The organism is Streptomyces sp. NPDC004610 (assembly GCF_040609715.1).
Classification (GTDB): domain Bacteria; phylum Actinomycetota; class Actinomycetes; order Streptomycetales; family Streptomycetaceae; genus Streptomyces.
The window spans coordinates 145,897-168,229 of sequence record NZ_JBEXLA010000004.1 but is presented as its reverse complement, the minus strand read 5'-3'; the positions used below and the strand labels follow the sequence as shown (position 1 = coordinate 168,229).

The window sequence follows — 22,333 nt, the reverse complement described above, 5'->3', positions numbered from 1 at the left end:
ACCGCCCCGGCATCGCGGGTCGATGCCGGTGGCCGCCCCGTCGCCCCGGCCCGTTGCGCCGGGCGGGGCCGCTCCACCACCCCGGCACCGCGCTCCGGTGCCGGGCGGACCCCGCTCACCGCCCCAGCTCCTTGCGCCGCCGGAACGTCAGCGCCGCCCGGTCGCCGCCTCGGGGCGTCGTGGGCTCGGGCTGGCGGGCGGTGTCGGTGCGGGAGCGGGAGCGCGCGCGGGAGCCGCCGCGGCGGTGGCCCGTGGTGGTGGCCTCGGTGCCCTGGACCAGGCCCAGTTCACCGGCGAGGGTCCACAGGGCCTGCTTGACCGTGCTCTTGGCGTCGAGTTCGTGCAGCCGTCCGGCGTCCACCACCGCCTGGAGTTCCTTGAAGTGGGCGGGGACGACGGTACGGGCGACGGCGGTGCCGGTGATCCGCTGGATCAGGGCGGGCTGGATCTCGGTGCTCTTGGTGTGGCGGTTGACGACGACGGTGGTCTCCTCCGCCTTGCGGATCTGGAGCCGGTCCCAGAGGCGGACCAGGCGTTTCGCGCCCCGGACGGCGACCACGTCCGGTGTGGTGACCAGCAGTGCCGTGTCGGCCATCTCGACGGCCGCCGCCCCGGCGCCGCTCATCTGGGAGCCGCAGTCCAGGACGACGGTCTCGTAGCGGGAGCGCAGCGCGCTGACGATCTGGCGGGTGGCGCGGTCGGTGACCTCCTCGCCGCGTTCGCCCTCGCCGGGGGCGAGCAGCAGGGCCAGCCCGGTGTCATGGCGGAAGACGGCGTCGGCGAGGACGCGGGGCGAGATGTCGGTGATGGTGGCGAGGTCGACGACCGAGCGGCGGAACTGGACATCGAGGTAGGCGGCGATGTCGCCGGTCTGGAGGTCCATGTCGACCACGCAGGTGGAGCGGCCGGACGCCTGCGCGGCGAGGGCGAGCTGCACGGCGGTGAGGGTGGTGCCGACCCCGCCCTTGGCGCCGGAGACGGTGACGACGGTGCCGCCGACGCCGGGGAAGGAGTCGGCGCCGCCGTGCCCGAGATGGCGGCGGACGCCGGTCGACCACTGGGCGACGGCCTGGACGCGGGCGCCCAGCTCCTCGTAGCTGAGCGGGAGGGCGACCAGGCCGCGGGCGCCGGAGTCCATGGCGGCGGCGAACAGCCCGGGTCCGGCGTCGGAGGTGATCAGGATGACGCCGACGGCGGGGAAGCGCAGGGCGACCTCGCGGATCAGCTCCAGCGCGGGCACCGGGCCGATCCGCTCATGGACGACGACGACCTCGGGGAGTTCGTCGACGGACTCGGCGGCGAGCCGGGCGAGGGTGTCGATCAGCTGGGTGGAGTCGAGGACCGGGCCCACGGGTTCGGCGTCCGGGAGCTGGCTGAGGAGTGTGGTGATCGAGCGGACCGCGTCCGCGTCGGACACCGCCGGAAGGATTCTGGTGGGCATGGAGCGGCCTCTCCCTGGTCCCTGCTCGTCGTCACTGGTCGTCGGCGAGTTCGTAGGTGCGGTCCTCTTCGGGGACCGCGCCGTCGCCGCCGGGGGCGACGAGGGCGAGCCGGACCTGCTCGGCGAAGGACTCGGCGTAGGTGATGCGCTGGGCGTCGGGCGCGGACAGCGCGAAGGTGATCGGCACGGCCTCGGTGCCGGCCCGGGAGCGGTCGTTGTCGTCGGGTTCGAGGGGGGTCAGCCGGCCGACGTCCAGGACCCGGGCGCCCGCGATGATCACCCGGGACTGGTCGGGGTCCTCCTCGCGCGCGCCCTCGAAGGTGGCGTAGACATTGACCGTGGCCCCGGGGGTGATCTTGCCGGCGACACCGGTGGCCGCGTCGATCATGATGGCGACCTCCTGCTCGCCCGCCTTCAGCGCGGGCTGGTCGACGATCATGTCGCTCTGGAGCAGGGAGCCCTTCTTCAGGGCGGTGACCGCGATCTTGCCGCGGATCTCGGTGAGATCGGTGACGGCGGTCGGCGACAGCCAGCGCTCGGGCATCTCCACCGCGCTGAACTGGCCCGCGCTGAGCGGGGTGTAGGGCGCCACGTTCGACTTCAGCTCGTACGCGGTGACCTCGGGGCCGACCTTGGAGCTGACGTCGTTGACGACGGAGAGCACGCCGGCGAAGGCGCCGAGGGCGCACAGGATGGACAGGAGCAGGAGTATCACGCCGCGGCGCTGACGGGAGTTCATGAACCGTGCGTCCTCGATGGGGGGTGACGGGGATGGAGGCGGGCGGTGGTGCGGGCGGTCAGGGGGTGAGGGCCCGGCGGGTGCGGGCGGGGCCCTCGGTGAGCCGGCGGTGCGGCGCCGGGTCGCCGGTCGCTCCGTCCGGCTCGGGTGGGTCCCCGGCGTCGGGCGGGGTGGCGCTGCAGAACACACAGAGGTCGCCGATGACATCGAGGCCGCACCAGTGGCAGACGGTCTGGCGGACGGAGGTGACCAGCTGGTACAGCACGGACAGATCGCTCAGATGGGCGCAGAACTCGATCAGCCGTCCGGTGCCCCACCAGCGGGCGGAGTCGGCGGGCAGCGGGACCTCGCGCAGCCCCTGGGCCTGCCAGGCCGGGGCGAGGGTGGCGGTGACCCAGTCGGCGGTGAGCTGCCCCTTGGCGACCACCATCCGGGTCGCGAACTCGGGTCCGGCGAGGGTGGCGTCGGGTCCGAGGCGGACGAGTTGCGGCTGGGGGTGGGCGAGGACGGCGAACTGGCTGCCGGGCATCCAGGACTTGGCGTGCGCCTTGAGGGTGACGGGCACGCGGTCGAGTCGGGCGACGGAGCCGAGCAGGGCGCCGGCGTGGATGTAGTGGGTGAGCAGCCGTCCGGCGGAGGCGAGCACCCCGGGGCTGAGGTCGCAGGAGGCGAGCTGGCGCAGCTGCCGGGCGAGGACGGCGACACCGAGCGGGGGCAGTTCGGGGCGGAACAGGGCGATGCGGTCGCTCTCCAGGAGGGAGCGGACGGTGTGCAGCCGCCGGTACACGGCGGCGGGGGCGGCGCTGGAGCAGACCACGACGAGCTGCCCGTGCTGGTCGAGCAGGATCTGCACCTCGGCGAGCACCTGGTCCAGCGGGCGCCGGTCCAGGTCGGGCAGCACGGCCGCGGGCAGGGTCCGTTCGTCCTGCGCCGGGAGCGCCAGGTCGGCGCCCGTCACGGCAATGGCAGTTGGCACGCGCAGCTCCCCGATTCCGCCGGCCGGTGCGCGGGCGTGACTCCGGTGCACCGAGATGACTTCATTGCGTGACTACGTCAGCACTGTATCCGCGCCTCTGTGGCCGGAGAACAGCGTTTCGGTGGCTCTGCGACAACTGACATCGCACAAGTCGCTTCAAATCAGGGCAGGTTAGACGCGTTCCGTTCCTGTGAACTCGCCACGGACTTGGTCCAGACCTTGACAACACAATTGGTCTGGACCACCTTTGACGCACAGCGGTGGCCACCGTTCCCCTTCCTCTCCACTTCTTCTCAGCTCCCTCTCCTCCCCCACGGCTCCTCCCTGGTTCCTCCCCGGTTCCTTCCCGCAGTCGCTCCCCCTCACGTGCTTTCCCGCACCTGACTTCTCGTGCTCTTCCCCCCTCCTCGTCCCGACTCCCCATCGGAGGCCCGAGTGGACCTCGTACGGAACAGACGCAGCACCGGCACCGCCAGACGCCCGCTCCGCAGGCGGATCTGGGCCGGCGCCACCGTCGCCGCCCTCGCCTTCTCCCTCTCCACGGCCGTGGAAGCGTCCGCGGCGGACATCAACAACGCCCGCAACGCCGGCTTCGAGTCCGGTGTCAGCAACTGGACCTGCTCCGCGAACAGCGGCAGCGCGGTCTCCACCCCGGTGCGCACCGGCACCGGGGCGCTGCGCGCGGCGCCCTCCGGCCAGGACAACGCCCGCTGTTCCCAGGCGGTCGCCGTCCAGCCCAACTCGACGTACACCCTGAGCGCCTGGGTGCAGGGCGGCTTCGCCTATCTCGGCGCCACCGGCACCGGCACCACCGATGTGTCGACGTGGACCCCCGACTCGTCGGCCTGGAAGCAGCTCTCCACCACCTTCACCACCGGCGCGAACACCACCTCGGTGACGGTCTACACCCATGGCTGGTACGGCCAGCAGCCCTACTTCGTCGACGACCTCTCGGTCTTCGGCCCGGACGGCGGCGGCGGTACGGACCCGGGTCCGACGATCCCCACCGCCCCGACCGGCCTCACGGTGGGCGCGACCACCCCGACCGCGGTCAACCTGTCCTGGAGCACGGTCTCCGGCGCCACCGGCTACTCGATCTACCGCGACGGCACCCGGATCACCGCGGTCACCGGCACCTCGGCGACCATCACCGGCCTCACCGCCTCCACCTCGTACTCCTTCCAGGTGACGGCGACCAACGCGGCCGGTGAATCGCCCCGCTCGACCGCGGTCACCGCGACCACCCCGGCCGACGGCGGCAACGGCGGTGGCGGCGTCCCGAGGCACGCGGTGACCGGCTACTGGCAGAACTTCAACAACGGCGCCACCGTCCAGCGGCTCTCCGACGTCCCCGCGGCCTACGACATCATCGCGGTGTCCTTCGCCGACGCGACCCCGACCCCGGGTGCCGTCACCTTCAACCTGGACACCGCGGGCCTGAACGGCTACACGGTCGCCCAGTTCAAGGCGGACATCGTCGCCAAGAAGGCGGCCGGCAAGAAGGTCATCATCTCGATCGGCGGTGAGCTGGGCACGGTCTCCGTGAACAACTCCACCTCCGCGACCAACTTCGCCAACTCGGTCCACGCCCTGATGCAGGAGTACGGCTTCGACGGGGTCGACATCGACCTGGAGAACGGCCTCAACGCCACCTACATGACCCAGGCGCTGCGCTCCCTGTCGGCGCTGGCCGGTCCGTCGCTGGTCCTGACGATGGCCCCGCAGACCATCGACATGCAGTCGACCTCCGGCTCCTACTTCCAGACGGCCCTGAACGTGAAGGACATCCTCACGGTCGTCAACATGCAGTACTACAACAGCGGCACCATGCTGGGCTGCGACGGCCGGGTCTACGCCCAGGGCACCGTCGACTTCCTGACCGCCCTGGCCTGCATCCAGCTGGAGAACGGCCTCGCCCCCTCCCAGGTCGGCCTGGGTGTGCCCGCCTCCACTCGCGCGGCCGGCGGCGGCTATGTCGCCCCGTCGGTGGTCAACAACGCCCTGAACTGCCTCACCCGGGGCACCAACTGCGGCACCTTCACGCCGCCCCGCACCTACCCCGACCTGCGCGGCGCGATGACCTGGTCCACCAACTGGGACGCCACCTCGGGCAACGCCTGGTCGAGCGTGGTCGGCCCGCACGTGGACGCGCTTCCGTAACGCATCCCCACCGCTCACGGACCGGCGCCCGGGACCTCCACGAAGGAGTCCCGGGCGTCACCCGTTCCCACGGGCCGTCAGAGGAAGCCGTCGGAAGGAGCCGTCAGAAGAAGTCGTCAGAAGAAGTCCGCCCAGGGCTGGTCCCAGATCTGCTTGACGCACAGCACCAGGAACAGCAGCCCCGCCGCCGCCAGCAGGGTGTTGCTGACCGGCCCGTTGCGCCACTCCCTCGGCGTGCGCGAGGAGTTGAGCAGCCACAGCAGGGTGCCGGCCAGGAAGGGCAGGAAGGCCGCGCCCAGGACGCCGTAGAGGATGACCAGGCGGAAGGGCTGGTCCTGGAAGAGCAGGACCATCGGGGGGAAGGTCAGCCAGAGCAGATAGCCGCGGAAGGCCCAGGAGCGTTCCCGGGTGCCGGAGGCCACCTCGGCGCCGGTGAGGCCGGTGGCGTCCTTGCCGAAGCGGGCGGCGAAGTCGGCGACCATCAGGCTCACCCCGTGCCAGACGCCGATCAGGGAGGTGAAGGACGTGGCGAAGAAGCCGATCAGGAAGAACTTCGCGGTGGCGGCGCCGTACTCGGCCTCCAGGATGTCGCCGAGCTGGATCAGGCCCTTGTCGCCGGTCTCGATGGCCACGTTCGCGGAGTGCAGGAGTTCCGCGCCGACGAAGAGCATCGCCACCACGAAGACACCGGTCGTCGCGTACGCCACCCGGTTGTCCAGCCGCATCACCTTCATCCAGCCGGTGTCCGTCCAGCCCTTGGCGTTGACCCAGTAGCCGTAGGCGGCCAGCGTGATGGTGCCGCCGACGCCGCCGATCAGGCCGAGGGTGTTGAGGATGGAGTCCTGCGCGTCGGGCAGCACCGGCAGCAGGCCCGCGAAGGCGTCGCCCAGATTGGGGGTGACCCGGACCGCCAGATACACCGTCACCACGAACATGACGCCGACCAGCACCGTCATGACCTTCTCGAAGACGGCGTACTTGTTGAACCAGACGAAGGCCAGGCCCACCAGTCCGCAGGCGATGCCCCACCACTCCAGATCCATCACATCCGGGAACAGCGCCTGGAGCGGCAGCGCGCTGGACGACATCGCGGCGGCCCCGTAGACGAAGCCCCAGATCACCGCGTAGACGGCGAAGAAGTAGAGGGTCCAGCGGCCGAGTCCGGCCCAGCCGTCGAAGAGGGTGCGGCCGGTGGAGAGATGCCAGCGGCCGGCCGCCTCCGCCAGGGCGATCTTCACCAGACAGCCGATGACCGCCGCCCAGAGCAGGGTGTAGCCGAAGTTGCTGCCCGCGATCAGGGTCGCCACCAGGTCCCCGGCGCCGACACCGGTCGCGGCGACCACGATCCCGGGCCCGATATGGCGCCAGCTCGACCTGCGCCGGCCGGGGCCGGTGCCGGTTCCGTCCGGGGTCCTGGTCGGTGAGGTGTCGCCCGTGATGTCGGCCATGGGGTCAAGTAAGCGCACCGGCCGGGGGCGGACAAGAGGGTGCGCGGCGATCTTCACCCGATGTACGCAGCCGCGAAGAAGGGAACGGTCCTTGCCATCCCTGCCGTTGCCCCGCGCTCCTCACGACCCCCGGCGGGAACCGGCCGCCGGGCATCGCCGCCGGGGCCCGCCGGGGTCGCGCGTCCTACGGCTGTCGCCGACCGCAGCCGTCGCACGCGCAGGTGCCGAGCTCGAACCAGACGGTCCTGCCCGGCCCCTCCTCGCGGCGGCCCCAGCGCCGGGCGAGCGCCGCCACCAGGAACATGCCGCGTCCGTGTTCCGCGCCGGACGCCTCCCGCGCCCGCGGGGGCCGCGGGCCGCTGTCGGCCACCTCGCAGCGCAGGGTGCCGTGCGCGGCGGACAGGGTGAGGGTGAAACGGCCGGCGGAGTGCAGCAGGGCCTGGGTGGTCACCTCGCTGACCAGGAGTTCCGCCGTGTCCACCAGGTCGTCGGGGGCGCCGCGCCCCTCGGCCAGGCCCCATTCCTCCAGGTGCCTGCGCACCGTCGCGCGGGCCTCCCGGACCGCGGTGGGGCGGGGGGCGTACGTGACCCTCAGATGGCCGGCCCGCAGCGGTGGCTGGGGGAACGCGCCGTCCGGAGAGTCGTGGCCCGGTGGCCGGTTCCCGGAGAGCTGGAGCATGCCGTCAAGACTGCCCGCCGGGAGCCGGTCGGGCACGGGGAGGACTACCCCATTCACTACCTGTGCCCCCGTGTCCCCCACCACCCCGCCCGTCACCTCAGCGCCCGTACTGCAACCGGATCGTGGTGACCGGGGCCCCGGCCGCGTCCCGGACGTCCACATAGGCGCAGACCTGCCGGGCGAACCACAGGCCCTGGCCGCGCTCCGGGCCCGGTCCCCCGGCCGGGGGCACGAAGCCCGCGAGGGGGTCGCCGAGACGGCCCGGGGCGGTCAGTTCGGCCACGCAGGCCGGGGCGCCGCCCCACACCCGCGCCTCGGCGTCGTCCCCCAGTCCCAGGGCGTCCGCCGCCTCCCGCACGGCCCCCGCGAACAGTTCCGCGTCACTGGCCCCCAGCCCCCGGTCCCCCACCCACCCGGCCACCCCGTCCAGCCCCAGCGCCCGCGCGTCGACCGGCGCCGGTGGCAGGGGTACGGCGTCCAGTGCGGCGGTCAGCCGGTGCGGGTCCTCGTAGGCGGCGGTGCCGGGGTGGGCGCGGCGGGCCCGCTCGATGACCTCGGGGCGGGCGATCCGGGTGTCGTAGACGCACAGGGCGGTGGTGGCGAGGGGGGCGAAGAGCAGATTGGCGAGGGACTCGTAGCGGATCCACTCGGCGCTCTCGCGCGCCGAACTCCCGGCCCGGCCGGCCCAGTCGGGTTCCATGAGGAGATGGACCCGGCCGCCCGCGCCCGCGTTGCGGGCCAGGTATCCGGCGCCCTGGGCGATGGCGTTGGGCGCCGAGCCGGTGTACCAGTCGGTGTGGGTGACGCGGGTGACGGTGTCGCCGAAGGCGTCGCCGAGCAGGGCGAGGCGGGCCGGGGTGGTGATGGCGACCGGCGCCGGTTCGCCGGGGGCGCGCAGGCCCTCGGTGAGGAAGGGCACCGCGGCGCCGAGGAACTCCTCGTCGGTGCCGAACACGGCCATGCGGTGGTCGAAGAGGCCGGGCGGGGTGGGCGTGGTGGGCATGGTGGGCATGGGGCTCCCAGGGGTGAGTGGTCGTCCGGTCGGTCCGGGGGGCGTCACTGGCGGGCCGCGACCCAGGCCGCGATCTGGCTGCGGCTGGTGAAGCCGAGCTTGGTGAGGATGCGTTCGACATGGCCCTCGGCGGTGCGGCGGGCGATGACGAGCCGGTCGGCGATCTGCTGGTTGGCGAGGCCCTCGGCGACCAGCTGGGCGACCTCGTTCTCGCGCCGGGTGAGCGGCGCCGGGGCCGGGGCGGGGGCGGGGACCGGGGCGGGGGCGGCACGCCGCTCCTCCAGGGCGTGGCCGACGATCTCCTCCAGGCCGAGCGAGCCGCCGAGTTCGTACGCCTTCTGGAACAGGGCCGGGCCGAGGGCGGCGCGGGAGCGGGTCTCGGCGTCGGCGCGGGCGGTGTTGAGGGCGTCGGAGCCCCAGCGGTCGCGGGAGACGGCGGCCCAGACCCGGTCGGCGCCGCCGAGCAGGACGGCGGCCCGGTCGGGGGCGCCGCGCAGGACGGTGATGCGGGCCAGCAGATCGAGGGTGAGGCCGATGCCGAGGACGTCGTGGACGGCCCGTTTCAGGCGCAGGGCCTCGCGGGCGTGGCGCTCGGCGCGCGGGAGGTCGTCCTTGACGACATGGGCGAGGGCCAGCATCCGCAGGACATAGGAGAGGACCCAGGCGTCGCCGTGCCGTTCGCACAGGCGGCGGGTCTCCTCGCAGACGGCGATGGCCTGGTCGGCCTCGCCGAGGAAGGCGAGGGCGCAGGCGAGTTCGACCCGGTCCAGGGCGACCATGCTGAGGTGCTGGCCGGGGACGGGGCCGCGGGCGACGCCGGCGCGGAAGTGGGCGAGGGCGGCGGGCAGGTCGTTGCCGAACAGGACGACGACGCCCATGACGTACTCGGCGTGCGCGGCCTCCGCCCGGTCGCCGAGGCGCAGGGCGAGGGCGCGGGCCTCCTCGGCCTGGCTGCGCCCCCGGGTGAGGTCCTCGGGGCAGCCGGCCAGCAGGGCGGAGGTCCACAGGGCGCGGGCGCGTTCGCGGGTGGGGCCGGGGTTGGCGTCGAGGGCGCGGTCGAGCCAGTGGCGGCCCTCGCGGGGGGCGCCGCAGGCGTGCCAGTAGAACCAGAGGGTGCCGGCGAGGCGGAGCCCGGCGAGGGCCTCGCCGGGGTCGGTGAGGGCGAAGTCGAGGGCGGCGCGCAGATTGTCCTGGTCGGCGCGGAGCCGGGCGACGATCTGGCGTTGCGCGGGGCCGAACCAGGCGCTCTCGCTCTCCTCGGCGCGGCGCTGGGTCCAGGCGAGATGGCGGCGGCGGGCGGCGCGTTCCTCGCCGGGGCGGGCGCGGAGCTTCTGGCGGCCGTAGTGGCGCAGGGTGTCCAGGAGGCGGTAGCGGACGGGGGTGCCGGTGTCCTCGGCGGGGGTGTCGGGGGCGTCGGTGGTGTCCGGCTCGGGGGGTGGCGGTTCGCGGCACAGGACGGACTTGTCGAGGAGCCCGGCGACGGCTTCCAGGACGTCGTAGGAGCGGACGAGTTCGCCGTCGGCGCAGACCGCCTCGGCGGCCTCCAGGTCGAAGCCCCCGGCGAGGACGGAGGCGCGCGCCCACACCAACTGCTCGCGCCGGGTGCACAGTTCATGGCTCCAGTCGATGGCGGCGCCCAGGGTCTGGTGGCGGGGCAGGACGGCGGGGCTGCCGGCGGAGAGCAGCCGGTAGCGGTCGTCGAGGCGGGCGATGAGCTGTTCGACGCCGAGGACGCGCATCCGGACGGCGGCGAGTTCGATGGCGAGCGGGAGTCCGTCGAGGCGGCGGCAGAGGCGGGCGACGGCGGCCCGGTTGGCGGCGGTGAGGCGGAAGCCGGGGACGACGGCCGCGGCGCGGTCGGCGAACAGGGTGAGGGCGGGGCCGGGGTGGGCGGTGAGGTCGTCGTCGGGGCCGGGGACGGGCAGTGGCCGTATCTCCAGGAGGTGTTCCTCGGTGAGGCCGAGGCGGTGGCGGCTGGTGGCGAGGACCCGGATGCCGGTGGTGCCGTGCAGCAGGGCGGCGGCGAGTTCGGCGCAGGCGGCGGTGAGGTGCTCGCAGTTGTCGAGGACGAGCAGCAGCCGGCGGTCGCGGACCTGTTCGACCAGGGCGTCCAGGACGGGGCGGGCGGAGTGGTCGTGCAGGCCCAGCGCGTCGGCGGCGGCCAGCGGGACGAGGCCGGGGTCGTGCAGCCCGGCGAGATGGACGAACCGCACCCCGTCGGGGAACGCCCGCTCCACGCGGGCCGCGATCCGGGCGGCGAGGCGGGTCTTGCCCACGCCGCCCGGCCCGGTCAGGGTGACCAGCCGTGCCCGCGCGAGCAGTTCCCGGCCTTCGCTCTGCTCACCGCGCCGGTCGACGAAGCTGGTCGTCTCGACCGGCGGCCGACCGTCCCGTCGTGGCGCTGATCCGCTCATGATCAGCCTGTCCTGTGAGGGTGGGGTACGGGAGCCGGAGTACGGGGCTCCCCTCCGCGAACTGTCACTCTCCCCCCTTTCTCACATATATGCACCCCAGGGTCACGCCCCAGGGTGCAGTTGGGGACTTGGCCCGTGGAAGCCCTCCCATGGCGCGTACACTGCGCCGTTTCTCAGGGGCCGTCAGCTCGGGGCGAGGGCTCGGCAGCCCGGCGTGGGGCGGCTCACCACCCCGGCGCGGGAGGGTCGCTCACAGGCCACTCCCAGACTCGGTCTTGACCTGCGCATGCCACACCCGGACGATGAGCGCCACCCGTACGTCGCACGGAAGAACCACCCCCCGCTCCACACCCCCACCTCCGGAGATCCCGGAGCACCGGAGAAACAAGGAGACTTCATGCGACTTCGCCCACGCGGCTCCACCGCCAGGGGCAGACGCGGCGCCGCGCTCGCCGTGCTGCTCGCCCTCGCCCTGGCCGCCCCGATCTCGGCCACCACCGGCGACGCCAGCGCGGACAGCGCGAGCAAACCGGCCGCGTCCGCCGACGACATCCGCCAGTACGAGATCCTCATGCGCTCCACCCCGCAGGACCGCACCGCGATCCAGCGGACCGGCGTCACCGTCGACGAGGCCGACGAGCACGGGGTCGTGGTCTCCGGCCGCGCCGACCAGATCAAGAAGCTGCGCGCGCTCGGCTACGAGGTCACCCCGCTCGGCGCCGCCCCCGACCGCTCGGCCGGCGAGGACGACGTACGGCTGCTCGACTTCCCGACCGCCGACTCGCAGTACCACAACTACGCGGAGATGACGGCCCAGATCAACACCCTGGTCTCCGCCAACCCCACGATCGCCAGCCAGCGGGTGATCGGCCGCTCCTACCAGGGCCGCAATATCGTCGCCATCAAGATCAGCGACAACGTGGCCACCGACGAGGCCGAGCCGGAGGTGCTGTTCACCCACCACCAGCACGCCCGTGAGCACCTCACCGTCGAGATGGCGCTGTATCTGCTGCGCGAGCTGACCAGCGACTACAGCACCGACTCCCGGGTGAAGAACATGGTCGACAACCGGGAGATCTGGATCATCCCGGACATGAACCCGGACGGCGGCGAGTACGACATCGCCACCGGCTCCTACCGGTCCTGGCGCAAGAACCGCCAGCCCAACACCGGTTCCTCGTACGTCGGCACCGACATGAACCGCAACTGGAACTACAACTGGGGCTGCTGCGGCGGCTCCTCCGGCTCCACCTCCTCCGAGACCTACCGGGGGACCGCCGCCGAGTCGGCGCCCGAGGTGAAGGTGGTCGCCGACTTCGTCCGCAGCCGGGTCGTCGGCGGCGAGCAGCAGATCACCGCGGGCGTGGACTTCCACACCTACAGCGAACTGGTGCTCTGGCCGTACGGCTACACCTACTCCGACACCGCGCCCGGGATGACCGCGGACGACCGCAACGCCTTCGCCGCGGTGGGGCAGAAACTGGCGGCCAGCAACGGGTACACGCCGGAGCAGTCCAGCGACCTCTACATCACGGACGGGTCGATCGACGACTGGCTGTGGGGCAACCAGAAGATCTTCGGCTACACCTTCGAGATGTATCCGCGGACGGCGAGCGGAGGCGGGTTCTACCCGCCCGATGAGGTGATCGAGCGGGAGACCTCGCGGAACCGGGACGCGGTCCTTCAGCTGCTGGAGAACGCGGACTGCATGTACCGGTCGATCGGGAAGGAAGCCCAGTACTGCGCCTAGGCGCTGGGTTCCTCTTCGGCCTTCTCCGGTTCGGGCTTCTCCGGTTCGGGCTTCTTGCCCTCGTCGAAGTACGCGTCGAGGACCGCGTCCAGTGAGTCGTCCCACTTCTTGTGGTCAGACTTGGACTTGGCCTCGATCTCGATGGGGTACCAGCGACGCTCCGGGGTGTGCACGGTCACGGTGAACCGCTTGCCGAAACGGGCCGCCGCGGTCTCCACCGCGGCGATCTCGTCCCAGCGGAACTCGCACCGCTCCTCGTCGAGGCTGAGGCGGACGCCCTCGGCGTCGGCGACGATCCGGGCGCGGCGGTCGGCGGCCTCGAACGCGGGGCCGTCGGCCGCTTCGGCGTCCGCCGCGTCCGCCGTTTCCTCCGGCTCCTCCGGCTCTTCGTTGTCCGCCGCGCTCTCCGTGTCCTCCGTGTCCGGTTCCTCCGGCGCGGGGGCCTCGGCCTCGGCCGGGGTCTCGGGGGCGGTCGTCCGTTCCGCCTCCTCGACCCCGTCCTCCGGCTCCGCCGGCGCGGGCTGTGTGAGCCCGGGGATGTGCGCCGGGTTGACCCCGGCGTCCAGGGGCTGACTGCTCGTACCTATGCGCTGCTGCTCCACAGCCCCGCAGTATGGTCGACAAACCTGTGTCAGAGACAGTCGGGCCCTACTTCGTTATGGCGACGATGCCCAAAACCGGGCCATCCGGCCTAGACGAAGAGGCTCAGCACCGCCGCCGCCACGAAACCGGCCACCGACAGCACCGATTCCAGGACGGTCCAGGTCTTCAGGGTGTCGCGCTCGCTGATGCCGAAGTACTTGGCGACGATCCAGAAGCCGCCGTCGTTGACGTGCGAGGCGAAGATCGAGCCGGCCGAGATCGCCATGATGACCAGCGCGATGAACGCCTGTGAGTGATCGCCCTCGGCGAGCAGCGGGGCCACGATCCCGGCCGTGGTGACGATCGCCACCGTCGCCGAGCCCTGGGCGACCCGCAGGACCAGGGAGATCAGATAGGACAGGACGATGATCGGGAGGCCGACGTCGTTGAAGGTGTCGGAGAGGGCCTGGGCGACCCCGCTGGCCTTCAGGACCGCGCCGAAGACCCCGCCCGCGCCGACCACCAGCAGGATGTTGCCGACCGGCTTCAGGGACGAGGTGGAGACGGTCTCCAGGGACTTGCGGGACCAGCCGCGCCGGATGCCGAGGACGTAGTACGCCATCAGCAGGGCGATGGTCAGGGCCACGAAGGGGTGGCCGAAGAACTCGATCACCGAGCGGAGGGTGGAGGGGTCCAGGGCGATGGAGGAGAAGGTGGCGGCGAGGATCAGGATCAGCGGGGTGCCGATGATGGCGAGGACCGTGCCGAGGGCGACCGGCTCCTCCCGGGGCTCGACGCCCGCGCCGCGCTGTTCGGCGAGGACGGACTCCCTGGCCTCGTCGGCGGCCTCCACCATGTCCTGGGGGACGGGGACGAAGATCTTGCGGCCGATCCAGGCGGAGTAGGCCCAGGCGGCGAGGACGGCCGGGACACCGCAGATCACGCCCATCAGGATGACCCAGCCCAGGTCCACCTTCAGCAGGCCCGCGGCGGCCACCGGGCCGGGGTGCGGGGGCAGGAAGGCATGGGTCATGGAGAGACCGGCGAGCAGCGGCAGACAGTAGAGCAGAATCGATTTGCCGGAGCGCTTGGCGGCGGCGTAGACGATCGGGGCGAGGACGAAGATGCCGACGTCGAAGAAGACCGGGATACCGAAGATCACACCGGTGACGCCCATGGCGAGCGGGGCGCGTTTCTCGCCGAACAGTCCGAGCAGCCGGGAGGCCAGCACCTGGGCGCCGCCGCTGACTTCGAGGATGGCGCCGAGCATGGTGCCCAGGCCGATGATGATGGCGACATGGCCGAGGATGCCGCCCATGCCGGACTCGATGGTGGAGACGGCGTCGGAGCGCTGGACGGTGCCGAAGAGTTCGGTCACCGAGAGACCGGCCATCAGGCCGACGACGATGGAGACGGCGAGCAGCGCGACGAACGGCTGGAGCCGGGTCTTGATGATCAGGAAGAGCAGCAGGGCGATGCCGATCGCGGCGACGGTCAGGAGTCCGGCCGTGCCGTCGATGAGCAGGAGCAGTCCACCGGTGTGGGGTGGCGCTTCGGAGGCCGACGCCGAGGCGGCGAGCGGCAGGGATATATGGGACATGTGGGGGTCCTTCGGACGTTCATCTGGTGCATGGGCGGTGCTTCGAGGTGCTTCAAGGTGTTTCGGGGTGCTTCTGGGCGTGGGGGAGCGCGGCACGGCGTCGTTGTGCGGACGCCGTGCCGTGGACAGCAGGGGGGAGAGGGGTCAGCCGAGGACGGCCAGCGCGTCGATCTCGATCAGCAGACCGGCGGGCAGCCCGACGTAGACCGTGGTGCGGGCGGCGGGCGGGGCGGTGAGGCCCTGCTCCTCGAAGTAGGTGTTGTAGAGCCCGTTCATCTCGGCGAAGTGGTCGACGTCGGTGAGGTAGACGCGGATCATCATCACGTCGTCCCAGCTCGCGCCGCCCTCCTCCAGGATCGCCTTGACATTGGCGAGGGTCTGGAGGGTCTGCTCGCGCAGGGTGGGGCCGGCCGGGGTGGGCGCCTGGCCCTCGACGGCCGGGAGGAAGCCGACCTGGCCGGCGACCTGGAGGATGTTGCCCTTCTTCACGCCGTGCGAGAACTTCGCGGGCGGGGTGGTGTGGGTCTTCGGGGTGAGGGCGGTCTTCTCAGTCATTGCTGTACCTGGGTCCTCGGGTCGGGGTTCGTTAGGCGTGGGTTCTGCCGGAGTACTCGCCGCTGATGGCGTCGGCGGTGCGGCGCACCAGCGGGAGCAGGGTGAGGAGTTCGTCGGCGGTGACGACGACATTGGGCGCGGACACCGACATCGCGGCGACGACCCGGCCGTCGGCGCCGCGGATGGGGGCGCCGACGCAGTTGATGGACTCCTCGTGGCCACCGAGGTCGGTGGCCCAGCCCTGTTCGCGCACCTTGGCCAGCTCCTTGAGGAAGGCGTCGGCGTGAGGGGTCGAACGGGGCGTGAACATGGGGTAGTCGAGCTTCTCGGCGAGGGCGCGGCGCTCGTGCTCGGGGAGGTCGGCGAGCAGCAGTTTGGCGACGGCGGCGACCGTGATGGCGACCGGCTTGCCGATCCGGGAGTACATCCGCACCGGGTAGCGGCTCTCCACCTTGTCGATGTAGAGGACCTCGCCGTCCTCGTGGACGGCGAGATGGACGGTGTGGCCGCAGCTCTCGTTGAGGCGGACGAGATGGGGGTGGGCGATCTCGCGGATGTCCAGGTTCTCCATCGCCTCCTGGGCGAGGGCGAAGAGCCGGGCGCCGAGCCGGTAGCGCTGGTCGGACTGGCGGTAGACGAGGCCGTGGTCGTGCAGGGTGCGCAGCAGGCGCAGGGCGGTGGACTTGTGCACCCCGAGCCGTTCGGCGACCCGGCCGAGGTCCGCGGGGCCCTCGGCGAGCAGCGGAAGGATGCTGAGCGCGCGGTCGACGGTCTGGCTCATGGGGTCGGTACCTCCTCGTCGGCCCGTTCGTCGGCGTGGGTCCAGCCGGGGCCGAGTCGCAGTCTCCCCCACGCCTTGTCGTCGAGGGCGGCAAGGCGGTCGGCGCGGGCGCGGGCGGGGGGTGTGGCGAGATCGCCGGGGACGGTGAGGGCGGCGGCGGCCATCAGATGCCCGTGCCGCAGCCGGTCCCGTACGGGCAGACCGCGCAGGGTGGCGGAGAGGAACCCGGCGGCGAAGGCGTCTCCGGCGCCGGTGGCGGCGACCACGTCGACGCGGGGGGCGGGCACGAAGACCGGCTCGGGGTCGGGGCGGACGTACGCCGTGGCGCCGGTGCCGCCGTCCTTGACCACCAGGACCGCGGGTTCCGGGAGCAGTGCGCGGATCCGGTCGGGGCCGCCGGTCGCGCCCCAGGCGGCTTCCGCCTCGTCCTGGCCGATGAAGACCAGGTCGGCGGTGCGGGCGAGGGTGAGCAGAAGGGCGGGGCCGTCGCCGGTGGGGGGCCAGAGGCGGGGGCGGTGGTTGACGTCGAAGGAGATCAGCGGGCGGTCGGCGGAGGGGGCCATCAGCGCGTGCAGCAGGTCCCGGCAGGTGGGCGAGAGGGCGGCCGTGATGCCGGAGAGATGCAGGATCCGGCCGGTGCGTACGGCGTCCGGGTCGAGGGTGGTGAGGGACATCGCGGAGGCCGCCGAGCCCGCCCGGTAGTAGGCGACCTCATGGGCGTCGGTGGCGCGGTCCCCGGCGGTACGGAAGTAGATGCCGGTGGGGCGGCCGGGGTCGCGCTGGACGGCGGAGGTGTCGACGCCGTAGCCGCCGATGGCCGTGACCAGGTGGTCGCCGAAGGGGTCGGCGCCGACCCGGCTGACCCAGCGGGTGGAGTGCCCGGCGGCGGCCAGCACGCAGGCGAGGTTGGACTCGGCGCCGCCGATGCCCCGCTCGAAGGAGGAGACGTCGGCGAGGCGGCCCGGTGTGGAGGGAAGGAACGTGACCATGGACTCGCCGAGCGCTACGACGTCCACGACGTCGGGGGTGGGTCCGGTGACCGGCACGATGCTGTGGCTCCCTCGGGCGTGGCGAGGCGGCTCCGTTGACCCCGCGTTGGCCGAGATGTTAGACAGCAGTAAGCAATATACGCAATGAGTGTTGCAGACAATGCAACGCGCCGGATCAGGGAGGCTTCATGGCCCACGACACCGACGTCCGTGGCTCAGACGTCCGTGGCTCCGACGTCCCGGACTCAGACACCCCGGGCGCCCGCCTGGCGGGTCTCGCCGAGGAGCGGATCGACCACCGCTTCAAGGGCCTCCCCCCGGACGCCGACGGCCTCACCGTCGCCGAACTCGCCGCCCAGCGCCGCAATCTGTTCACCGGCGGCTTCACCACCCCCGTCCTCGCCCTCTCCGCCGAGCGCCTCGAACACAATCTCGCGCTGATGGAGACGTACACCGCACGCCATGGGCTGGCGTTCGCGCCGCACGGCAAGACCTCGATGGCGCCGCAGCTCTTCCACCGTCAGATCGAGCGCGGGGCCTGGGGCATCACCCTGGCCCTCCCCCATCAGGTGCGGGTGGCGCGGGCGTTCGGGGTCGGGCGGATCTTCCTCGCCAATGAGCTGGTGGACGCCGCCGCGCTGCGCTGGATCGCCGCCGAGCTGGCCGCCGACCCCGGCTTCCGCTTCCTGTGCTACGTCGACTCGGTGCGCGGGGTCGAGCTGATGGACGCGGCGCTGCGCGGGTCGTCCCGCCCGGTGGACGTGGTGGTGGAGCCGGCCGCCGGGGACGGGGCCCGCACCGGGGCGCGCGGCGAGGCGCAGTGCCGGGCCGTCGCCGACGCGGTGGCCGCCACCGGCACCCTGCGTCTCGCCGGGGTCGCCGGGTACGAGGGCGAGGTGCCGGACGCCGACCCGGAGCGGGTGCGGGCGTATCTGCGGCGGCTGGTGGCGCTGGCGGCGGACCTGGACGCGGCGGGCCGTTTCGCCGGGCTGGACGAGATCGTGGTGAGCGCGGGCGGCAGCGCCTGGTTCGACGCGGTCGCCGAGGTCTTCGCCGGGGTACCGGAGCTGTCCGCGCCGGTGCTGAAGCTGCTGCGCTCGGGCGCGTACGTGTCGCACGACGACGGGCACTACCGGGAGCTGACCCCCTTCAACAGGGTCCCGGAGGAGGGCGCGCTGGAGCCCGCGTTCCGGCTCTGGGCCCAGGTCGTCTCCCGCCCCTCCCCGGCCCAGGCGTTCGTGAACGCGGGCAAGCGGGACGCGGCCTACGACCTGCACCTCCCGTTCGCCCAGGTGGTGCGCCGGGACGGGAAGGAGACGGCGGCGACCGGCGTCGAGGTGACCGGCCTGTCCGACCAGCACGGCTGGCTGGCCACCACCCCGGAGGCGGATCTGGAGGTCGGGGACTGGCTCGGCATGGGCCTGTCCCACCCCTGCACCTCGTTCGACAAGTGGCAGCTGATCCCCGTCACGGAGGCGGACGGCACGGTCGTGGACTACATCCGCACGTTCTTCTAGGAGGCCCCGCAGCATGGCAGAGCTGGTTATCAGGGACGCGGACGTCGTGGACGGCACCGGGGCGCCCGCCTACCGGGCGGACGTGGTCGTGGACGGCGGCCGGATCGTGTCGATCGTGCGCGAGGCCGCCGCGTCCGGCTGTCAGCGGCCCACCGCGACCCGGGAGCTGGACGCGGACGGCCTCACCCTCGCCCCCGGCTTCATCGACATGCACGCGCACAGCGATCTGGCGCTGCTGCGCGACCCCGATCACAGCGCCAAGGCCGCCCAGGGCGTCACCCTGGAGGTCATCGGCCAGGACGGGCTGTCCTACGCCCCGGTGGACGACCGCACCCTCGGCGAGGTCCGCACGGCGATCACCGGGTGGAACGGCCACGGCGACGACCTCGACTTCGACTGGCGGTCGGTCGGCGAGTACCTGGACCGGCTGGACCGGGGCATCGCGGTCAACGCCGCCTATCTCATCCCGCAGGGCACGGTCCGGGCGCTGGCCGTCGGCTGGGAGGACCGGGAGCCGACCCCGACCGAGCTGGGCCGGATGAAACGCCTGGTCGCGGAGGGTCTGGAGCAGGGCGCGGTGGGCCTGTCCTCGGGGCTGACCTACACCCCGGGCATGTACGCCAAGGACGCCGAGCTGACCGAGCTGTGCCGGGTGGTGGCCTCGTACGGCGGCTACTACTGCCCGCACCACCGCTCCTACGGGGCCGGGGCGCTGGAGGCGTACCGGGAGATGGTGGCGCTGACCCGGGAGGCGGGCTGCGCGCTGCACCTGGCGCACGCCACCATGAACTTCGGGGTGAACAAGGGCCGCGCCCCCGAACTGCTGGCCCTGCTGGACGAGGCGCTGGCCGCCGGTGCCGACATCAGCCTGGACACCTACCCCTACACCCCCGGCTCCACCACCCTCGCCGCGCTGCTGCCGAGCTGGGCGAGCGAGGGCGGGCCGGCGGAGGCGCTGCGGCGGCTCTCCGACCCGGAGACGGCGGAACGCATCCGCCACCACCTTGAGGTGCTCGGCTCGGACGGCTGCCACGGGGTGCCGGTGGAGTGGGAGACGATCGAGATCTCCGGCGTCACCAGCCCCGACCTGGCGGAATACGTCGGCCGCACCATCGCCGAGTCGTCCGCCGCCCGCTCCGAGCCGCCCTGGACGACCGCCCACCGGCTGCTGGTCCGGGACCGGCTGGGCCCGACGATCCTCCAGCACGTGGGCCATGAGGAGAACGTCCGGCTGATCATGCGGCACGCCGTGCACACCGGCGGCTCGGACGGCATCCTCCAGGGCGCGAAGCCGCATCCCCGGGCGTACGGCACCTTCCCGCACTACCTCGGCCGGTATGTGCGGGAGCTGGGGGTGCTGTCCCTGGAGGAGTGCGTGGCCCGGCTGACGTCCCGCCCGGCGGCCCGGCTGCGGCTGCCCGACCGGGGGACGGTCCGCGAGGGCTTCCGCGCCGACCTGGTGCTCTTCGACGCGGCGACGGTGGCGGCGGGCTCGACCTTCGAGGCACCGCGCACCCTGCCGGTGGGCATCCCGCACGTCCTGATCGACGGACGGTTCGTGATCGAGGACGGCCGGCGCACGGATGTCCTGGCGGGGCGTGCGGTGCGGCGGACGCCGACGGCCGCGGGGTAGCGGTGGGGTCGCCCCCCGTGGGGCGACCCGCCCGTGTCTCATGTGGCGGAAAGCACCACGCGGCCCCCGCTACCCGGTCGTAAGCTCCTTGACATGCAGGTGATCCAGTCGACCAAGCTCGCCAACGTCTGTTACGAGATCCGGGGCCCGGTTCTTGAGGAGGCGATGCGGCTGGAGGCGGCCGGTCACCGCATCCTCAAGCTGAACACCGGCAACCCGGCCGCGTTCGGCTTCGAGTGCCCCCCGGAGATCCTGGAGGACGTCCTCCGCAATGTCTCCACGGCCCATGGCTACGGCGACGCCAAGGGACTCCTCGCCGCCCGCCGCGCGGTCGTCATGCACAACCAGACCCTCGGCATCGAGACCGATGTCGAGCATGTCTTCATCGGCAACGGGGTCTCCGAGCTGATCACCATGGCGATGCAGGGCCTGCTGGACGACGGCGACGAGGTCCTCGTCCCCGCGCCCGACTACCCCCTGTGGACCGCCGCCGTCGCCCTGTCCGGCGGCACCGCCGTGCACTACCGCTGCGACGAGCAGTCCGACTGGATGCCCGACCTCGCCGATGTCGAGCGGAAGATCACCGACCGCACCAAGGCCCTCGTCATCATCAACCCCAACAATCCCACGGGGGCCGTGTACGACGAGGAGATGCTGCGCGGGCTGACCGACATCGCCCGCCGCCACGACCTGCTGGTCTGCTCCGACGAGATCTACGACAAGATCCTCTACGACGGTGCCGTCCACACCCCGACCGCCGCCGTCGCCCCCGATCTGCTCACCCTCACCTTCAACGGGATGTCCAAGGCGTACCGGGTGGCCGGGTACCGGGTCGGCTGGATGGCCGTCTCCGGCCCGCGCGCCCACGCCCAGTCCTATATCGAGGGCCTGACGATCCTGGCCAATATGCGGCTGTGCGCCAATATGCCGGGCCAGCACGGGGTGGCCGCCGCGCTCAGCGGACGCCAGTCCATCGACGATCTGGTGCTGCCGGGCGGCCGGCTCAAGGAACAGCTGGATGTCGCCTACGAGGCCCTCACCCAGATCCCCGGGGTGACCTGCGTACGGCCCAAGGGGGCGCTGTACCTCTTCCCGAGGCTCGACCCCAAGGTGTTCCGGATCAAGGACGACCGGCAGATGGTGCTGGATCTGCTGCGCCGCGAGAAGATCATGGTCGTCCACGGCACCGGCTTCAACTGGCCCGAACCCGATCACTTCCGGGTGGTGACCCTGCCCGGCGCGGCGGATCTCAAGGACGCGATCACCCGGATCGGGAACTTCCTGGACGGGTACGGGCAGCCCTGATCCCGCGAGGCGCCTTGTTTAGACTCAATCCAAGGTAGGATGGTTTCTGTCAGAGCACAGGAGGCCATCCATGTACGAACCGATCCGCACCAAGTCGGTCCACAGCACCCTGGCCGACGCCCCCACCTCCGACTTCCCCCACCGGTCCCGTGAGGAAGAGCTGGACATCCAGCTCGCGGGCCATCTCGCTGCACTGCTCGCCGTCACCGACGAGCTGCGCGCGGTTGCCCCGTCCACCGATCTGGACACCGCGGCCACCCGGCTCGCGGAACAGGTGGCGCGGTTGCGGGGCGGGGCCGCGGTTCCCTCCGGGGGTTCCGCGGTTCCCTCCGGGGGGTCGGCCGGTCCCTCCGGCGGGTCAGCCGATCCCTCGGTACTGCACTCCCGGGCGCATGCCCTCGCCGGGCGGGCGCTGGTCGTCGCGGCGTCTCGGGCGGACACGGTGGTGGTGATTCTGGTGGCGGAGCGGATGGATGTGCATGCGGCTGCCGCGCCGGAGCTGAGCCTCGCCGGGTAGCCCCGGCGGGGGGTGCTCTCGAACGGCCCCGGTCCGCGTGCGCCCGCAGAGACGCGCGGACCGGGTGCCATGGCACTGCGTTGGCTGGAGCGGGGGCGCCCTGTGTGGGGGTGGGTTCCGTCGTCGGGCGGGTGCGGGCCGGTGGTCGCTTCTCGCGCAGTTCCCCGCGCCCCCAACAGCAGGGGCGTCATGGGCGCCCTCTGTTGAAAACGTGGTGATCCGGGACCGGTACGTC

18 protein-coding genes are annotated in these 22,333 nt (G+C 72.3%); 6 read left to right on the top strand and 12 right to left on the bottom strand.

Annotated elements, in window-relative coordinates:
- Positions 1–115: 115 nt before the first annotated feature.
- From ABZX40_RS06140 to ABZX40_RS06130, 3 genes are read right to left on the bottom strand one after another with little or no spacing between them, the layout of a single operon-like run.
- Complete coding sequence (locus ABZX40_RS06140) at positions 116–1,441, bottom strand: AAA family ATPase (RefSeq protein ID WP_355737469.1); 1,326 nt, start codon at positions 1,439–1,441, stop codon at positions 116–118.
- A gap of 31 nt (positions 1,442–1,472) precedes the next feature.
- Complete coding sequence (gene cpaB, locus ABZX40_RS06135) at positions 1,473–2,180, bottom strand: Flp pilus assembly protein CpaB (RefSeq protein ID WP_355737471.1); 708 nt, start codon at positions 2,178–2,180, stop codon at positions 1,473–1,475.
- Between the two features lie 58 nt (positions 2,181–2,238).
- Positions 2,239–3,156: a hypothetical protein gene (locus ABZX40_RS06130; protein WP_355737474.1), complete on the bottom strand. Its 918-nt coding sequence runs from the start codon at positions 3,154–3,156 to the stop codon at positions 2,239–2,241.
- 495 nt (positions 3,157–3,651) lie between these two features.
- On the opposite strand from ABZX40_RS06130, the gene ABZX40_RS06125 reads away from it, so the two are divergent.
- The gene (locus ABZX40_RS06125; RefSeq protein ID WP_355737851.1) at positions 3,652–5,316 is read left to right on the top strand and encodes a glycosyl hydrolase family 18 protein; all 1,665 of its coding nucleotides are present in this window, start codon (positions 3,652–3,654) and stop codon (positions 5,314–5,316) included.
- Between the two features lie 116 nt (positions 5,317–5,432).
- Here ABZX40_RS06125 and ABZX40_RS06120 read toward each other — a convergent pair whose 3' ends face one another.
- From ABZX40_RS06120 to ABZX40_RS06105, 4 genes are all read right to left on the bottom strand, one after another.
- Positions 5,433–6,764 carry an Nramp family divalent metal transporter gene (locus ABZX40_RS06120; protein WP_355737476.1) on the bottom strand — a complete coding sequence of 444 codons (1,332 nt, stop codon included), beginning with the start codon at positions 6,762–6,764 and terminating at the stop codon, positions 5,433–5,435.
- A 184-nt stretch (positions 6,765–6,948) separates the two neighbouring features.
- The gene (locus ABZX40_RS06115) at positions 6,949–7,479 is read right to left on the bottom strand and encodes an ATP-binding protein (protein ID WP_355737479.1); all 531 of its coding nucleotides are present in this window, start codon (positions 7,477–7,479) and stop codon (positions 6,949–6,951) included.
- Between the two features lie 61 nt (positions 7,480–7,540).
- On the bottom strand, positions 7,541–8,455 hold the full coding sequence (locus ABZX40_RS06110; RefSeq protein ID WP_356009039.1) for an MEDS domain-containing protein: 915 nt from the start codon (positions 8,453–8,455) through the stop codon (positions 7,541–7,543).
- A 44-nt stretch (positions 8,456–8,499) separates the two neighbouring features.
- Positions 8,500–10,869 (bottom strand): LuxR C-terminal-related transcriptional regulator, encoded by a 2,370-nt coding sequence (locus ABZX40_RS06105; protein ID WP_355737485.1) that lies wholly within the window; start codon positions 10,867–10,869, stop codon positions 8,500–8,502.
- Between the two features lie 397 nt (positions 10,870–11,266).
- Between ABZX40_RS06105 and ABZX40_RS06100 the strand changes: the two genes are divergently transcribed.
- Entirely contained in the window at positions 11,267–12,619 is a 1,353-nt protein-coding gene (locus tag ABZX40_RS06100) for a M14 family metallopeptidase (RefSeq protein WP_355737487.1), read from the top strand.
- Here the strand turns inward: ABZX40_RS06100 and ABZX40_RS06095 are convergent.
- From ABZX40_RS06095 to ABZX40_RS06075, 5 genes are all read right to left on the bottom strand, one after another.
- A complete protein-coding gene (locus ABZX40_RS06095) occupies positions 12,616–13,221 on the bottom strand; it encodes a hypothetical protein (RefSeq protein ID WP_355737490.1) in 606 nt (201 codons plus the stop codon). The genes ABZX40_RS06100 and ABZX40_RS06095 overlap by 4 nt on opposite strands.
- Before the next feature lie 89 nt (positions 13,222–13,310).
- A complete protein-coding gene (locus ABZX40_RS06090; protein ID WP_355737493.1) occupies positions 13,311–14,801 on the bottom strand; it encodes a gluconate:H+ symporter in 1,491 nt (496 codons plus the stop codon).
- A gap of 144 nt (positions 14,802–14,945) precedes the next feature.
- On the bottom strand, positions 14,946–15,356 hold the full coding sequence (locus ABZX40_RS06085; RefSeq protein ID WP_355737496.1) for a RidA family protein: 411 nt from the start codon (positions 15,354–15,356) through the stop codon (positions 14,946–14,948).
- A gap of 31 nt (positions 15,357–15,387) precedes the next feature.
- Entirely contained in the window at positions 15,388–16,137 is a 750-nt protein-coding gene (locus ABZX40_RS06080; RefSeq protein ID WP_355737499.1) for an IclR family transcriptional regulator, read from the bottom strand.
- Positions 16,134–17,183, bottom strand: a complete 1,050-nt coding sequence (locus ABZX40_RS06075) for a sugar kinase (protein WP_355737502.1) — start codon at positions 17,181–17,183, stop codon at positions 16,134–16,136. The genes ABZX40_RS06080 and ABZX40_RS06075 overlap by 4 nt, the downstream gene beginning before the upstream one ends.
- A gap of 131 nt (positions 17,184–17,314) precedes the next feature.
- On the opposite strand from ABZX40_RS06075, the gene ABZX40_RS06070 reads away from it, so the two are divergent.
- The 4 genes from ABZX40_RS06070 (at position 17,315) to ABZX40_RS06055 (ending at position 22,098) form a co-directional block, all read left to right on the top strand.
- Positions 17,315–18,643, top strand: coding sequence for an amino acid deaminase (locus tag ABZX40_RS06070; RefSeq protein WP_355737504.1), 1,329 nt, complete (start codon positions 17,315–17,317; stop codon positions 18,641–18,643).
- Positions 18,644–18,656: 13 nt separating this feature from the next.
- A complete protein-coding gene (locus ABZX40_RS06065) occupies positions 18,657–20,276 on the top strand; it encodes a D-aminoacylase (RefSeq protein ID WP_355737506.1) in 1,620 nt (539 codons plus the stop codon).
- A gap of 93 nt (positions 20,277–20,369) precedes the next feature.
- Positions 20,370–21,581 carry a pyridoxal phosphate-dependent aminotransferase gene (locus tag ABZX40_RS06060; protein ID WP_355737507.1) on the top strand — a complete coding sequence of 404 codons (1,212 nt, stop codon included), beginning with the start codon at positions 20,370–20,372 and terminating at the stop codon, positions 21,579–21,581.
- 70 nt (positions 21,582–21,651) lie between these two features.
- Positions 21,652–22,098, top strand: coding sequence for a hypothetical protein (locus ABZX40_RS06055; protein WP_355737510.1), 447 nt, complete (start codon positions 21,652–21,654; stop codon positions 22,096–22,098).
- Positions 22,099–22,333: the final 235 nt, after the last annotated feature.

Coding starts and splice junctions, on each gene's coding strand:
- ABZX40_RS06140 (WP_355737469.1), bottom strand. CDS start 1,441: ATGCCCACCAGAATCCTTCCGGCGGTGTCCGACGCGGACGCGGTCCGC.
- cpaB (WP_355737471.1), bottom strand. CDS start 2,180: ATGAACTCCCGTCAGCGCCGCGGCGTGATACTCCTGCTCCTGTCCATC.
- ABZX40_RS06120 (WP_355737476.1), bottom strand. CDS start 6,764: ATGGCCGACATCACGGGCGACACCTCACCGACCAGGACCCCGGACGGA.
- ABZX40_RS06110 (WP_356009039.1), bottom strand. CDS start 8,455: ATGCCCACCATGCCCACCACGCCCACCCCGCCCGGCCTCTTCGACCAC.
- ABZX40_RS06105 (WP_355737485.1), bottom strand. CDS start 10,869: ATGAGCGGATCAGCGCCACGACGGGACGGTCGGCCGCCGGTCGAGACG.
- ABZX40_RS06100 (WP_355737487.1), top strand. CDS start 11,267: ATGCGACTTCGCCCACGCGGCTCCACCGCCAGGGGCAGACGCGGCGCC.
- ABZX40_RS06090 (WP_355737493.1), bottom strand. CDS start 14,801: ATGTCCCATATATCCCTGCCGCTCGCCGCCTCGGCGTCGGCCTCCGAA.
- ABZX40_RS06085 (WP_355737496.1), bottom strand. CDS start 15,356: ATGACTGAGAAGACCGCCCTCACCCCGAAGACCCACACCACCCCGCCC.
- ABZX40_RS06080 (WP_355737499.1), bottom strand. CDS start 16,137: ATGAGCCAGACCGTCGACCGCGCGCTCAGCATCCTTCCGCTGCTCGCC.
- ABZX40_RS06070 (WP_355737504.1), top strand. CDS start 17,315: ATGGCCCACGACACCGACGTCCGTGGCTCAGACGTCCGTGGCTCCGAC.
- ABZX40_RS06065 (WP_355737506.1), top strand. CDS start 18,657: ATGGCAGAGCTGGTTATCAGGGACGCGGACGTCGTGGACGGCACCGGG.
- ABZX40_RS06060 (WP_355737507.1), top strand. CDS start 20,370: ATGCAGGTGATCCAGTCGACCAAGCTCGCCAACGTCTGTTACGAGATC.
- ABZX40_RS06055 (WP_355737510.1), top strand. CDS start 21,652: ATGTACGAACCGATCCGCACCAAGTCGGTCCACAGCACCCTGGCCGAC.